The sequence below is a fragment of the Sphingomonas lacunae genome, from assembly GCF_012979535.1.
GTDB classification, from domain to species: domain Bacteria; phylum Pseudomonadota; class Alphaproteobacteria; order Sphingomonadales; family Sphingomonadaceae; genus Sphingopyxis; species Sphingopyxis lacunae.
Map to the genome: position 1 here is coordinate 745,651 of NZ_CP053015.1, position 13,970 is coordinate 759,620.

At 60.6% G+C, this 13,970-nt stretch carries 14 protein-coding genes and 2 tRNA genes; 6 read left to right on the forward strand and 10 right to left on the reverse strand.

What is annotated here, in order from left to right:
* Positions 1-2: 2 nt before the first annotated feature.
* From GV829_RS03435 to GV829_RS03475, 9 genes are all read right to left on the reverse strand, one after another.
* A complete protein-coding gene (locus GV829_RS03435) occupies positions 3-764 on the reverse strand; it encodes a sulfite exporter TauE/SafE family protein (RefSeq protein ID WP_169943832.1) in 762 nt (253 codons plus the stop codon).
* 42 nt (positions 765-806) lie between these two features.
* Positions 807-1,883 carry a S1C family serine protease gene (locus GV829_RS03440; protein WP_169943833.1) on the reverse strand — a complete coding sequence of 359 codons (1,077 nt, stop codon included), beginning with the start codon at positions 1,881-1,883 and terminating at the stop codon, positions 807-809.
* A gap of 84 nt (positions 1,884-1,967) precedes the next feature.
* Positions 1,968-2,273 (reverse strand): alkylphosphonate utilization protein, encoded by a 306-nt coding sequence (locus GV829_RS03445; protein ID WP_169943834.1) that lies wholly within the window; start codon positions 2,271-2,273, stop codon positions 1,968-1,970.
* A 114-nt stretch (positions 2,274-2,387) separates the two neighbouring features.
* Positions 2,388-2,463, reverse strand: a tRNA-Glu gene (locus tag GV829_RS03450).
* A 113-nt stretch (positions 2,464-2,576) separates the two neighbouring features.
* Positions 2,577-4,343, reverse strand: a complete 1,767-nt coding sequence (gene recJ, locus GV829_RS03455) for a single-stranded-DNA-specific exonuclease RecJ (RefSeq protein WP_169943835.1) — start codon at positions 4,341-4,343, stop codon at positions 2,577-2,579.
* On the reverse strand, positions 4,340-5,830 hold the full coding sequence (locus GV829_RS03460) for a PH domain-containing protein (RefSeq protein ID WP_169943836.1): 1,491 nt from the start codon (positions 5,828-5,830) through the stop codon (positions 4,340-4,342). The genes recJ and GV829_RS03460 overlap by 4 nt, the downstream gene beginning before the upstream one ends.
* Positions 5,831-5,922: 92 nt before the next feature.
* Positions 5,923-6,405, reverse strand: a complete 483-nt coding sequence (locus tag GV829_RS03465) for a PH domain-containing protein (RefSeq protein WP_246203003.1) — start codon at positions 6,403-6,405, stop codon at positions 5,923-5,925.
* Between the two features lie 51 nt (positions 6,406-6,456).
* Positions 6,457-8,160: an alkyl/aryl-sulfatase gene (locus GV829_RS03470; protein ID WP_246203005.1), complete on the reverse strand. Its 1,704-nt coding sequence runs from the start codon at positions 8,158-8,160 to the stop codon at positions 6,457-6,459.
* A 287-nt stretch (positions 8,161-8,447) separates the two neighbouring features.
* Positions 8,448-9,272, reverse strand: a complete 825-nt coding sequence (locus GV829_RS03475; RefSeq protein WP_169943838.1) for a TauD/TfdA dioxygenase family protein — start codon at positions 9,270-9,272, stop codon at positions 8,448-8,450.
* Between the two features lie 102 nt (positions 9,273-9,374).
* On the opposite strand from GV829_RS03475, the gene GV829_RS03480 reads away from it, so the two are divergent.
* The gene (locus GV829_RS03480; protein ID WP_169943839.1) at positions 9,375-10,043 is read left to right on the forward strand and encodes a Crp/Fnr family transcriptional regulator; all 669 of its coding nucleotides are present in this window, start codon (positions 9,375-9,377) and stop codon (positions 10,041-10,043) included.
* On the forward strand, positions 10,043-10,573 hold the full coding sequence (locus GV829_RS03485; protein WP_169943840.1) for a flavodoxin family protein: 531 nt from the start codon (positions 10,043-10,045) through the stop codon (positions 10,571-10,573). The genes GV829_RS03480 and GV829_RS03485 overlap by 1 nt, the downstream gene beginning before the upstream one ends.
* A 20-nt stretch (positions 10,574-10,593) precedes the next feature.
* On the opposite strand, the gene GV829_RS03490 is transcribed toward GV829_RS03485, so the two are convergent.
* Positions 10,594-11,124, reverse strand: coding sequence for a DUF2939 domain-containing protein (locus GV829_RS03490; protein ID WP_169943841.1), 531 nt, complete (start codon positions 11,122-11,124; stop codon positions 10,594-10,596).
* Positions 11,125-11,352: 228 nt separating this feature from the next.
* Between GV829_RS03490 and GV829_RS03495 the strand changes: the two genes are divergently transcribed.
* From GV829_RS03495 to nusG, 4 genes are all read left to right on the forward strand, one after another.
* Positions 11,353-12,738 (forward strand): amidohydrolase, encoded by a 1,386-nt coding sequence (locus GV829_RS03495; protein WP_425505438.1) that lies wholly within the window; start codon positions 11,353-11,355, stop codon positions 12,736-12,738.
* 110 nt (positions 12,739-12,848) lie between these two features.
* Positions 12,849-12,924, forward strand: a tRNA-Trp gene (locus GV829_RS03500).
* A 255-nt stretch (positions 12,925-13,179) separates the two neighbouring features.
* Entirely contained in the window at positions 13,180-13,377 is a 198-nt protein-coding gene (gene secE, locus GV829_RS03505) for a preprotein translocase subunit SecE (protein WP_169943842.1), read from the forward strand.
* A 38-nt stretch (positions 13,378-13,415) separates the two neighbouring features.
* Positions 13,416-13,952 carry a transcription termination/antitermination protein NusG gene (gene nusG / locus GV829_RS03510; protein WP_169943843.1) on the forward strand — a complete coding sequence of 179 codons (537 nt, stop codon included), beginning with the start codon at positions 13,416-13,418 and terminating at the stop codon, positions 13,950-13,952.
* Positions 13,953-13,970 lie beyond the last annotated feature (18 nt).

Genomic DNA, 13,970 nt, shown 5'->3' on the forward strand with positions numbered 1-13,970 from the left:
CGCTACGCCAGCACATCCCATAACAGCTTGCCGCCCAGCAGGACCATCAGCACATATATCAGCGTGTAAAACCGCGCCGCGCTGATCCGCCGGACCAGCCACACCCCGGCCATTGTGGACGCGATCGCCAGCGGCACCAGCGCCGCCGCGATGGTCAGCACCTCGCGATCAAATCCGCCCAGCGCGATGAACGTCGGCACCTTGATCCAGTTGAGGATGGCGAACAGCAACACCTGCGTCCCGATATAGGTGAGGTGTGGCAGCCGGCGCGGTGTCACCCACATCTGGAACGGCGGCCCGCCAAGGTGGGCGATCTGGCTGGTGAACCCGGTCGCCACGCCGAACAGCGTGCCCACCCATCCGGGCGAGGTCGACGCCGCCAGCTGCTCCTGCCGCCGCCGCGCGAGATGCTCGACGGTCAGCCGGTACAGCCCGAACACCAGCGTGATCGCGCCCAGCGCCGCCATCACCGCCCCGGCTGACAGTTCTGCCGCGAACCAGTATCCGATCAGCACACCACCCATCGCCCCCGGCAGCATCCAGCCCAGGATCCAGCGGTCCCAATTGCCACGGAAACTCCACAGGCTCACGGCATCCTGCACGATCAGGATCGGTAACAGGATTGCCGCTGCCTTGGTCGGCGCGATGGTCAGCGCGAGAACCGGCGTCGCAAGTGCGCCCAGCCCCGCAAAGCCGCCCTTGGCCAGCCCCACGAGAATGACCGCGACCACGGCAGCGATGATGAAATATGGATCGCTGGACATGGGCCCCATGAAACGCCGGGATGGCGCATCATGGTCCCTGCCTCATTCTGCCGAGATACGAAAGACGCTTGGCTCGGCAACCCGGGCCGTGTCCTCGAAATTGTTGACCGCGGGCCGGTTAATGTTCGTTGGCCGCGCTTCCTGAGGCAACATCGGCAAGGCATAGTCAATCTTGAGCGCATAGTTGACATTTTGCGCAATCGTGGCCGCCCGGCTGATCACTGTCCGCTGGTTGATGGTCGCGGTCACGATACCAATCACCTGCCCCTGCTGGTTCAGTAACGGCCCGCCTGAATTGCCGGGCTGGGTGGGCACGTCCATTTGCATGAAACGAATGTCATCTTCCAGACCCGACAGGGCATTGACGCGGCCAAATCCGGCCTTCTGGCTCTCACCCTGCATGTCGACCAGAGGATAACCCAGCGACATCACTTCTTGACCTCGGCTGACCGTTGCCGCGCTGGCCAAGGGCAAAGGCGTACCCGTTATGTCAGCCTGCAACAGCGCCACATCATTGGCGGGATCACGAAGCAGCACCCTTGCCGGCACCGCGCGGTCGGCCATGTGAATGGTGACATTGGTCCTGCCCTGCACCACATGGTTGGCCGTTAACAGATGACCGGCAGCACTGATCAGGAAGGCTGTGCCGGAGCGAAGCTGCGGTTGCCGTTTCAGGACCCGGATACCGCCGTAACAGGGACGAGCCCGACAAACGACCACCCATGGATGCACGCGGAATCGGCCAGACTCTGAGGGTGTCACATCAACATAGGGGCGATCGTTAGGCTGAACATCCGATCCCACCAGCGCCCCGGCCGGATCAAACACTTCCATGTCCATGTTAGTGCAGTCTCGGTCGCAAGCCCCAACAATGCGATAGGTCACGCCAGCTTCAAGTTCATAAAACTGCTCAACCTGACGATCCTGATCCGCGCGGCGCAGCGGCCCGGTCCAATCCGGCAAATTGGCGGACTGATAATCCTCATAACGATGCTGCAAACCGAGCAGTGTTATGACAAACTGCTCAAAGCTGTTCTGGGCCGCAGCTGCGCCTGGCAGCACTAATCCGGCTGCCACAGCCAAGCCCAAGAGCATTCGCGCCATAAATTGCATTGTCATCCCTCTGTCAAACTGACCCGAGATTAAGTCGGACCAAAAACTTTTGGAAAGCAAAAAAGCAATTATCCGATCTGGTCGCCATGCCTATTGGCGCTTGCGGACGAATTCTGCCCGCAAGACCAAACCCTTAATTCCATCATAGCGACAATCAATCTCTTGCTGATCACCAGTCAGGCGAATTGACTTGATCAGCGTGCCTCGCTTGAGCGTTTGCCCCGCTCCCTTGACCTCGAGATCCTTGATCAAAGTGACCTGATCGCCATCGGCAAGCAGATTACCAACCGCATCTCGGACTTCCACCTCAGCAGCCCGTGCTGCCTTGGCCGAAGCTTCCGAGGCTGGAATCCAATCGCCACTGTCTTCATCGAAGATATAGTCATCGTCGCTCATGAGGGCATGCCATAGACAACAAGCGGCCCCGGGCAATCAAAATCAACCATGCTTGTAAGAGAGCATGCGGACATCGTGGGAACCGCACGGGCTTCCGCTCTTTAATTCACCCGGTGGTGACCCCTACGGGACTCGAACCCGTGTTTCAGCCGTGAAAGGGCCGCGTCCTAGACCGCTAGACGAAGGGGCCAAACGTGCCGAAGCACTGCCGGGCGATGCGGTAGGCGGGCGCATTAGGGCGATGTGGCCCGGCGGTCAAGCGGCTAAGCGCAGAGAAATAGCGCTATGACGCATAAATTTGTCTCAGTCGGCCATGGCGGCGTCATCTAGATGGAGTTCCGCCGCATCGCGACCGGCCCAATCGTCCTTTTTGACGCGCCCCGCCAACCAGAAGCGACGTCCACCGGCATTGGCCAGCAGCGCCTGTCCCATGTCACTATCTGCAGCCCGAAAAGCGATCGCCTTGAACGAACGGCCATCTTCTCCCGCAGCGACAAGCCTGACATGACCTGTGCCCACGATATCGGCCTTGACCAATCGGATTGGTCCGGTAGCGATTCGGGGCTGGGGCCAGCCATGGCCATAAGGACCGCCTTCCTCAATCGCTTCGGCAAAGCGCGCGTTGATGCCACCCGGAGCCAACAATGCATCCAGTGATAGGGCGCGACTGTCCTGTGCGGTAGCACATTCATCTGCCAGACGATCGGCCAACCAGGCAGCAAATCCATCGACCCCATCGGGAGCCACGGTCAGTCCGGCAGCCATCGCATGGCCCCCGCCTGCAATCAAATAGCCGGATTCGCGAGCCGCGATCACGGCTGCGCCAAGGTCAACGCCGGCAATCGACCGCCCCGAACCCTTGCCAACGCCGTCTTCACCCAAAGCAATGACGATAGCCGGCTTGCCAAAGCGCTCCTTGAGCCTGCCAGCCACGATACCAATCACCCCCGGGTGCCAACCAGTTCCGGCTACGATGGTTATGGGCGCATTTGCGGTCGCCTCACATTGTTCCAATGCCTGCTCAGTCACCGCCGCTTCGATCGCCCGCCTTTCTTCGTTGAAACGGTCAAGTTCCGCTGCCAGGGCTCGGGCCTCAGCAGGGTCCTCAGTCGTCAACAGCCTGACTCCGAGATCAGCCTGCCCGACGCGACCACCGGCATTGATGCGCGGTCCAAATGCAAAGCCAAGTTCATGGGCGCCCGGCAAAGCGTTGACTCTGGCGACATCTGCCAGCGCGGCGAGGCCTATGTTCTGGCGACGACCGAGAACCTTGAGTCCCTGTGCGACAAACGCCCGGTTCAGTCCTTTGAGCTGGGCCACGTCTGCCACTGTGCCGAGTGCAACGATATCCAGCAGAGCAATCAGATCAGGCTCAACACGGTCTTTGAAGAAGTCGCGACCACGCAACGTTCGCACCAACGCAGCAGCAAGAAGAAAGGCGACACCGACAGCTGCTAGATGCGCATGGCTGGCAGCCTCTGCGCTCTCATCTAGTCGATTGGGGTTAACCAGCGCCAGAGCGACTGGGTTGGTTGTCGAGCATTTGTGGTGATCGACGACAATTACATCAAGCCCGGCTTCATGGGCTGCATGCAGCGCGTCGAATGCTTGCGCTCCGCAATCGACGGTCACAACCAGGTCAGCGCCTTCGCGCTTGAGGCGCACAAGGGCCTCGGCCGATGGCCCATAGCCTTCAAGCAAGCGATCAGGGATGTAAGGCCGAGCATTGCGGCCAAGTTGGCGTAGCAGCCGGATCAGCAGGGCCGCAGACGTTGCACCATCGACGTCATAGTCGCCGTAGACAGCAATTGCTTCACCACATTGGACTGCATCAGCCAGTCTCGCTGCGGCACGGTCCATGTCACAGAAAATCGACGGATCAGGCATGAATGCCCTGAGGGAAGGCCGACGAAAATCAGCCAGTTGTTCCCGCGGGGCACCCCGCGACAGCAAGATGCGGGTGACAAGATCATCGGGTTGCAAGCCCGATCCGCCACCATCCACATCCCTCCAACACCACTTTTGCCCCGAAAGCGACCGTTCAATGCCCAATGCCGTTGGCCGCTTCATCGTGGCGCTCCCTGAGCCAGCAGGTGACTGCGCAGCCTGATTGCGGTTGAGTAAGGGATGTCTGTGATCACATGTTCACCGCCACCGCCGGCAACGCCAAAACTCAGCCTGGCAAGCTCAAACTGCCGCGCAACGGGACCAACGCTCACGTCTAGGCTTTGAATATTTTTGATTGGCAGAATGATGTGCTGCCGGCTGAAAAACCCGCCGGTGATATGCAACAATCTTCCGTCACAATGCCATCTCCGATAGCGCCAAGCCAACCACGCCGGCAACAGGGACAGCAACGCCAGCATCGCACCGATTCCCGTCAGCCATACCAAATCCGGGCGCAAAACCGAGAGAAGAAGAGCCCCGGTCAGCGCAATCGCAAGCATGATGCCCGGCCCGAAGAAAATGGCTATCGGGTGCCCCTGTTGCCATTGATCTTTGGACACTTCGTCACCGAAACCACCCCGATCCATGTCCATCTCGGCCAGCAGGCAATCGACTTCTCCCAACCGGGCGAATGGTGCTATGACATGATCAGAATCATCCTTGCCGTCGTTAGCCAGACTTTGCAGCTTTAGGCTAAACCATCCGAACCAGCGTCGAATGATCCCGCTTTCAACGACGGCCGCCTGAATGCGTGCCAATGGAAGCGTCACATCGGTTCGCGTCGTGAGGCCGCGCGAACGGCGAAAACCGCGATCCGTCCGTTCAAGATCGAAATTCCATTCTTTGGCAACCGTGCGTACAACGCCTGTGGCAAGACCGAGCAGGACAATGGTCAGGGTCCCTCCCAATGCAGCCAGCCAGTTGTTCCCCATGACCCATTGTTCCAACCCTACGCTACGGCCCAGCGCCAACCAAACGTCCACTTCAAATGGGTCAAATGGCAAAAAATGATCAAAGCTGTTGAGCAAGCCAAAAAGGATAGCAAAAATGGCAAGCGAGAAATTGAAAACGCCGGCCAACAAAAGTCGTTGCGGACCCATTGCGAAGAGAGTTGCGGCTTTAGGCACCATCGCTCCGATCGCATCGCTGGACGCCAATGAGGGCCGGGCGATATCGGGTAAAACAGACGCAGTTTCACTGGCCGCCCGGCGTTGGCGGATATGATCCCGCAAAGCACATGCGTCGGACATTGTTATGCCAGCCAGCCTGCCTTCGTCCCTGCCGTCGGCATCCGCCGACCCGGTATCAAAACCGACCGTTGCGAGGCCCAAAACTCTCGCCAGCAGTCCTTGCTCGATTGCCACATCCTGAATTCGGTCAAATGGCACGTCACGGCTGTTCCGGCTGATGATGCCGCTCTCGATTGAAATGCTGTCTTCATCAACTCGCCAAGTAAATCTGAACCATTTCAGCCATGCCACAACAGCCCCGATGGCAAGGAAAAGAAGCATCAAGGGAACAATGAGCCACCAGCGGCCAGTTGCTCCAATAACCGCAATGGCCGGGAGAAGATTCAGCGACTGCGGACCGACTTTGAGCACGGCAAGCATCAGGGACGCAGGGTGCAAACGCCGGGCCTGACCATCGGCGATGCCGTGGAGGGACACCGAAGGAGTGGGTTGAGCGCTCACAGCCAATGCCGTCACACAAAGTCTGTGCGAATTTTGCGCCGGATTGCATCGCGCATCAGATAGGCAGCCTCCGGCAAGAGACCCGGCAGCACTACGACGCTATTGTGCGTCCCGGCCGTATGAACCACCAAATGGGCTACCCCGCAAAAGCGCTCGAGGGGACCCTGTCCGACATCAATATGCTGAATCCGAACCAGCGGTACAATTGTGTCAACCCGGAAGAGGTAACCACGAACCACCCGCAGACTGTCCTCGTCGATCGAGTGACCCAAAAGAGCAAACTGGCGGGGAGGCGTGCGCCACACAGCCAAAAATCCCAACACGGCTACGACCGCGCTAAAAAGCCCCACTGGCCCGGCGGACGCACGAACGAGCAAGATATCCATGGTCGCCGCAATGATCACAAGCAGCGCAGCGGTTCTAAACCAGCGCATGCGAAGCACGGTCAGATAGGCTGGCGCCGGCGGGTTCAATGCATCATCTTGGCTGGTCATGCCGCAGATGTAGGACAAGCCGCCAGCCCTGCAAAGGGCAATGCAGACCGATTAGGGCGTCACCACATTGAACGCGGGGTTCGGCGGTCGATGGCTGGCCATCCAAGCCTGAAGCGCCGCAATGTCTCCTTCGAGCTGGACCTGCCCTGCTGCAGCGAGATCAGCCATGCGGAGCCGCCCCATCAGCATCGCTCCGAAGGCCAGCCGCGTCATGCGGACCGTTGCCGTGGCCGGTCGTTCGTCCGCACCCAGCCTCGGAATTTCGACAACGCCCCGACGTTCAACCGTTACTGTTTCCTGCGTGTCAGTGAAAACAAAACGGAATGTCTGAGGGGTAACAGGCACATCATTGGATGCAAGCCGGGTGGCCATGGCGTTGAACAGATCGATCGTCGGTATGGCTGCGAAATAGTCCGCTGATTGGCTGCGCATGGGAAGATTGTTGGCTTCCTCACCACGCAACGTTGCAGCCGCGCCAAGATAATAGTTGCGCCAAGCACCCGATTCCGCCTGGAATCCGAGTTGCTCATAGGCATCAGCCAAGAGGTGCTTCGCTTCAATATTGTCGCTGTCAGCGAATACGAGGTGGTTGGCCAACTCCGCCGCCCAACGATAGTTGCCCGCCGATTGGGCCTGCCGTGCAGCCTCCAGTAAGCGAACAGGCCCTCCCGCGAGGGCTACATAGCCTCGCGCCTGCTCTTCGGGCGGGAGAGGGTCATAGTTTGCTGGCACCCCGTCCCACCAACCAAAGTAGCGTTGATAAACTGCCTTGGCATTGTGGTTGACCGTTCCATAATACCCCCTCACCGAAGGGTCTATTGGCAGGTTGCTGACGGTTTCGAGCGCAGCGGGAAGCTCCTGGATCGTGGCGCCCATATTCGCCGCCCCCAAAGTGCGATCATGGACAAATCTGTACATGTCGCGATGCCCGGCCAGATAGCTCCGAACCTGATCACCTCCAAAGGTTGGCCAGCCATGTGAGGCTATCGCCAGATCTGCCTGATGGCCCCATCTTTGCAAGGCTGCATCGATCACCTGCGACCAACGCAGTGCATCTCGGACCTGAGCGCCACGCAGCGTCAGAAAATTGTGAAAGGTCTTGGTTGCGACTTCCGTCGTGTGAAGCGTCCGGTAACGGGGAATATAGAATAAAAATTCGGCAGGCGCTTCTGTCTCGGCGGCATCAATGAACTCAAAGGTCAGCCCATCAATCTCAAGGGTGGCCCCTTCTTCACCCACGGTTTCTGTGGGATTCATGTAACCGGTCGTTCCGCCTGCCACACGAGGCCCAAGCCCTGTATCCACCTGACCGGTCGGGGACGCCGAAAGTCGCATGCCGAACATATATTCGGCGCGACGGTTCATCGCCGCTCCGGCCAGAACATTTTCGCTCACCGCTTCTCTGGCGAAACCATGGGGAGCAATAACACGCACTTCACCCGATTCCACTTGTTGCCGGCTGATCACTCCGCCGACACCACCAAAATGGTCGGCATGACTGTGACTGAACAACACAGCCTTTACAGGCAGATTGCCGATGCGGTCCCGTAATAGGGCCAAGCCAGCCGCAGCAGACTCTTCACTGGTCAACGGATCGACGATGATCAGGCCAGTTGAACCGCGAATGATGGTCATCACCGAGAGGTCATAGCCGCGCACCTGCCAGATGGCGTCAGGAACCACCTCGAAAAGACCGTGCTGCGCATTCCGCCGCGCTTGTCGCCACAAACGCGGGTTGACGGTATCTGGGGCCACGGGATTGGCTAGAAAAGCATATGGCCTCCAATCCCATATGATTGTCCCTGATGCGTCTCGGATAACCCCGTCCGGCACCTGCGCCAGCAGGCCGTGTTGCGCGGCTGCGTCTTCAATTGCTTCCTGTGCTTCATCGACCGCAGCAGCAGCGAGGGCACGGACGTGAGCTGCCCGTGTCGCCTCACTCGCTGCCGGTTGGGCCGAAACGGAGCTGGCTATTGCCAACGCCCATATAGAGACTGTGATTGCACCAAAGCGTTTCATGGTGATTCCCCCCCACCCCAACGTCAGACCAAAGCTTCACCGGTCAGCGTTATCCGGTGCATCACCCGGCGGTGACCATGATAATCGTTGAGGGCATAATGCCAGGTCGAGCGGTTGTCCCAAATGGCAACCGATCCCGGTGCCCATTGAAGGCGGCACTGCCAATCTTCGCGCTGGGCAACTTCATAGAGATAGTTGAGCAGCGGCTGGCTCTCCTCCATCGTCCATCCTTCGAAGTGGCGCGTGAAAGCGCCATTGACGTAGAGGCACTCGCGGCCAGTGGTGGGGTGGCGGATGACGACAGGATGCACGGCAAGCGTCTTCAGATCCCGCCCTTTCATATCATCGGCGCGGTCTGTCTGTGAATAAATACCGCCGTGACCGTAGATATGGTCGGCGCTGTGGACGGCGCGCATGGTGCGCAATGTCGCCTTGAGCCCCTCCGACAGCGAATCCCAGGCGGCGCCCATACTGGCGAACAGAGTGTCGCCGCCGACCGGTGGCAGTTCACGTGCCACGAGGATCGATCCCATCGCCGGGATCTGGTCATAGCTGTGATCAGTGTGCCAACCGCCGCCGATGTTGACGACCTGTGTTTCGGCCTTTGTCACTTCGGCAATCTCGGGATAGGCCGAGTTTGACGGAAAATAGTTGTTCACGTCGATGCCGCCCCAGCGGTTGGCGAGTGCGATATGCTGTTCTGGGCTGAGTTGCTGGTCGCGCAGGACCACCACGCCTGATTCAGCCACGGCGCGGCGGACCTGGTCGAATGTGGCGTCGTCGGCGGCGGTGATGTCGAGACCGGTGATTTCGACGCCGCAATGGGCGGACATGGGGCTGATTTTCATGGCTCTCTCTCCGGTTATGCCGCCCTTGGTAGACGGTCAGCTAGAGCCAGTTTACGCCCGCCCCTTTCATTCTATTGTTACCTTCGTTACAATCTGTGTGCGATGAGTATTCATGAGCAATTACAGATATGTAGCTGGTTCAAGCGGCAGAGTTCGGCGATCCGGGCGGCGATTGTCCGCGAAGGCCGGGTGGTGGCCCTCGATTCCGGCCAGACCGCCTATCTGGAAGGCGATGAGGACACCGGCCTGTGGATCGTGCTGGACGGCGAGTTGCGGCTGCACATGTCTGGCGGCGAGGACCGCAGCGCGCTTTTCGCCACCGCGATTCCCGGCGCCCTGTTCGGCCGGTCGCGAGTCGGCGGCGCCGATGCCCGGATTGTCACCGCCATCGCCAGCGATGCAAGCCGGGCGCTGTTGCTGTCCGACCGGGCGATTGAACGCATCGCCGCCGAGCAACCGCTGATGTGGCGGGCGTTGGCCGACGCGCTGCATAATCAACTCGACGGTCTCCTCGCCGCGCTCAGCCAGATGCTGTTGCTTCCTCCGCGCCAGCGCATCGCCGCGCGCCTGCTGGCCCAGGCCGACGCCACTGGCGCGATCAGGCTGACCCAAGGCGAGATCGCCGAAATGTGTGGCCTGTCCCGCAAATCGGTCAACGGCCACCTGTCGGCAATGGAGCGGGCCGGGTGGATCGAGCGCCGCTATATGGCCATCATCATCCGCAACCCCGCCGGCCTGCGCCGCGCGGCAGGAACGGCAGGAGAGAGTTGATGTCCGCAGCCGCAAACCAGGCCATAGCCGCCTCCACCAAGCGTCTGCTGATCGTCTGGCACAGCCGGACCGGCACAGCCAAGGCACTGGCCCACGCCGCCGCCGTTGGCGCCCGCGCAGCGGAAGAGGCGGTCGAGGTACAGTTGCTGAGCGCTGACGAAACCGACCCGGCAGCGATGCTGTCCGCCGACGCCTATCTGTTCGCCTGTCCGGAAAATCTCGCCAGCATGACGGGCGCGATGAAGGAGATGGTAGACCGCTGCTATTACCCGCTGCTTGACCGGATCAATGGCCGCCCCTGGGCGCTGATCATCGCCGCTGGCACCGATGGTGAAGGCGCCGTGCGCCAATGGCAGCGCATCGCCACCGGTTGGCGGCTGAAGGCGATAGCCGAGCCGATGATCGTGCGAACGGGGGCAGACACGCCCGAAGCGATTGCCGCCGCCAAGACGGTGCCCGAAACGCGGCTGCAAGAAGCGCGCGAGTTGGGCATGGCAATGGCGACCGGGTTGGCGCTGGGCGTGTTTTAGCAGCGGAAGCGCGGCACAGATCAGTGAGCAGTGCCGGACAAGGCGTCATCCGGCAGGCGCACTTCGACGAGGGTCCATCCAAACCCATCCCGTTCGAAAAGGAAGCTGGCCTGTGAGCCGGTTCCTTCCGGAGTAACGATAAAGCGATCAAGGCCATCGCGGTCGATGACATAGTCCACCGGGCGTGTCCCGGCATCAGCCCCATCACGCGGACGCAGGCGCCCAGCCAGCACCATCTGGCGCATTCCTTCCTTTGTCACCAGAGCATCGACCATATTATTGACGATGGCTGGCGCCAGCATCGCGCCGAACGCCATAAAGGGATTATCGGACTGTTCCTCAGCAAGCTTGCGTGTGATCATCGCATTCATCTGGTCCTTCAGCGACGCCCGCACGCGATCAAAATCGATGCTGCTGGCAAGGGCGTCAACATTCCCTTCGACGGCCGCCGAACGCATCTGGCGCAAGGTCCACCACGGCGAGCCAACATACCAACCCACTGTGAGCAGCAGCATCAATGCCGCAATGATGATGCCAATTTTCCTGTTCACCTGTTATCCTCCCCCTCAATGCCGGAAAAGAAAGCGGCGCCCCATCACCCTTCCCTGCCCGCAGCGTAGCAGCAGGCAAGCGACAGACTGACATATTCGGGCAAGCGGGGAAACAGACGTTGCCGGGATGGCGGAGTAGCCGGCGATCAACAAAAGGATAAGCAAGGCAAGGCCCCTTGCCACCGCCTGTCCCGGCGCGGCATAGGTGGTGCAACAGGGAGATATTGCATGATCCGTCGTTTTGGTCCCCACGCCGCCCAAATTGCCACTGCCACCCTTGCACTGGCGCTGGCCATGCCGGCCATGGCACAAACCGTGGCGGCCGTGCCTGCCGCTCCTGCCCCGCCGCCAGCGGCGTCGGCGCTCAATGCGCAGGTTGCGCGCGAGATGCCGTCGCTGATGGAGTTGTATCGGGAAATGCATGCCAATCCCGAGCTGAGCTTTCACGAGGTGCAGTCAGCGGCGCGCATGGCACGCGAGGCGCGGCGGCTGGGCTTTGAGGTGACCGAAGGGGTCGGCGGGCATGGTGTTGTCGCTGTGATGCGCAACGGGCCGGGACCGGTGCTGATGATCCGTGCCGACATGGACGGCCTGCCGGTGACCGAACAGACCGGCCTGCCCTTTGCCAGCCGGGTGCGGGTGACGACCGAGCAGGGCGTTGAGACCGGCGTCATGCACGCGTGCGGCCATGATACGCACATGACCGCATGGATCGGCACGGCCCGGGCGCTGGTCGCCAATCGGGCAAACTGGTCTGGCACGCTGGTGATGATCGGCCAACCTGCCGAGGAACGCGGCGCCGGCGCGCGGATGATGCTGGCCGACGGGCTGTACACGCGCTTTCCAAAGCCAACCCATGCGATCGCTTTCCATGATGCCGCCGGTTTTCCGGCCGGGATGATCGGTTTCACCCCCGGCTATGCGCTGGCCAATGTCGACAGCGTCGACATCCAGGTGCGCGGCGTCGGCGGGCATGGCGCCTATCCGCAGGCGACGCGCGACCCGATCGTGCTGGCCAGCCGGATAGTCACCACCTTGCAGACCATCGTCAGCCGCGAGGTGGACCCGCAGGATGCAGCTGTGGTGACGGTCGGCAGTTTCCATGCCGGTACCAAGCACAATATCATCAGCGACGAGGCCCGCCTGCAGCTGACGGTCCGCAGCTATTCGGACGAGACGCGCAACATGTTGTTGTCGAGCATCGAACGGATCGCCCGTGGTGAAGCAATCGCCGCGGGCGTGCCCGAGGACCGGATGCCGGTGGTCAGCATCGACCGCAATGAATTCACGCCATCAACCTATAATGTGCCGGAGTTCACCAACCAGATGGCCGGTTTCCTGCGCGGCCATTTCGGCGAAGCACGCGTGCGCCAGATTCCGGCAGCGATGGGCGGGGAGGATTTCAGCCAGTTCTGGCGCGCCGACAACAGCATCCAGAGCATGATTTTCTGGGTCGGCGGAACGCCGCAGGCGGAATGGGACGCGGCACAGGCGAATGGCACGCCACTGCCCTCGCTTCACAGCCCCTTCTGGGCGCCCGACGCGGAAAAGGTCATCGCCACCGCGACCGAGGCAATGAGCGCCATGGCGATGGAGATTCTAAAGAAGGACTGACGAAGGGATAGGGACGAAGGGATAGGGATGCCTTGGCAAGGGGTGCCCTTCCCTCTTGCCCTTGGCGAGCGCGCCCGTTAAAGGCGCTGGTCCCGGCAAGGCGGCCCAGTAGGGGTATAGCTCAGTTGGTAGAGCATCGGTCTCCAAAACCGAGGGTCGCGGGTTCAAGTCCTGCTGCCCCTGCCAGCCTTGCCATTGCACCGTGCCATCGTTAGAGGTTCGGGGCATCGGGACAGGTGATCCATCCGGCCGCACCCGCTCTTCGCAAAGCAGCGAGGGAGGGGCGGGCGGCGTTTTGCCGTTTGACGAGAGCCCTTTGGTCAAGGGGCAGTTTCGCCGAACGGGGCAGGATTTGCCTGATCCGGGGGTTTCATGCGGGTCGGTCTCGACCCATATGCCATGCTGTCCGGATAGTCCGGCCAACAGGCGCGAGGAATGGATATGGCAAAGCTGAACCCGGGCAAGTTTGCCCGCGAAGTGCGGGCCGAAGCGAACAAGGTCGTCTGGCCGACGGCGCGGGAAACCATGACTACCACCATCATGGTGTTGATCATGACCACCATTCTGGCGATCTTTTTCCTGGGCGTGGACAGCCTGTTCGGCGCCATTGTCCAGTGGCTGCTGTCGCTGGCCAGTTGAGCCGTCCCCTACCCCATTTCTGATTCGAGCGAGAGACTATGGCGCGCTGGTACATCATCCACGCTTATTCAGGCTTTGAGAACAAGGTAAAGGATGCGATCCTTTCCGAAGCCGAACGCATGGGCCTGGCCCAGCTGGTCGAACAGGTGGAAGTGCCGACCGAATCGGTGACTGAAATCAAGCGCGGCAAGAAGGTGCAGACCGAGCGCACGTCGATGGCCGGTTATGTCCTCGCCAAGCTGACCATGACCGACGATGTCTATCACCTGGTGCGCAACACACCGAAGGTGACCGGATTTCTAGGCGTTTCGGGCAAGCCGCAGGCGATCCGCGAATCCGAAGCCTTGCGCATGCTCAACATCCGCGACGAAGCCGCAGCCCGGCCCAAGCAGGACATCCGCATCGATTATGAAATCGGTGATTCGGTCAAGGTTCTCGAAGGTCCGTTTGCCAGCTTTAACGGGCTGGTCGAGGAACTGGATTTCGACCGCAGCCGCGTGAAGGTGGCCGTGTCGATCTTTGGTCGCGCCACCCCCGTCGAACTGGAATTCGACCAGGTCGAACGGATGAAGTGATTTTTCACGTGGTTCCCG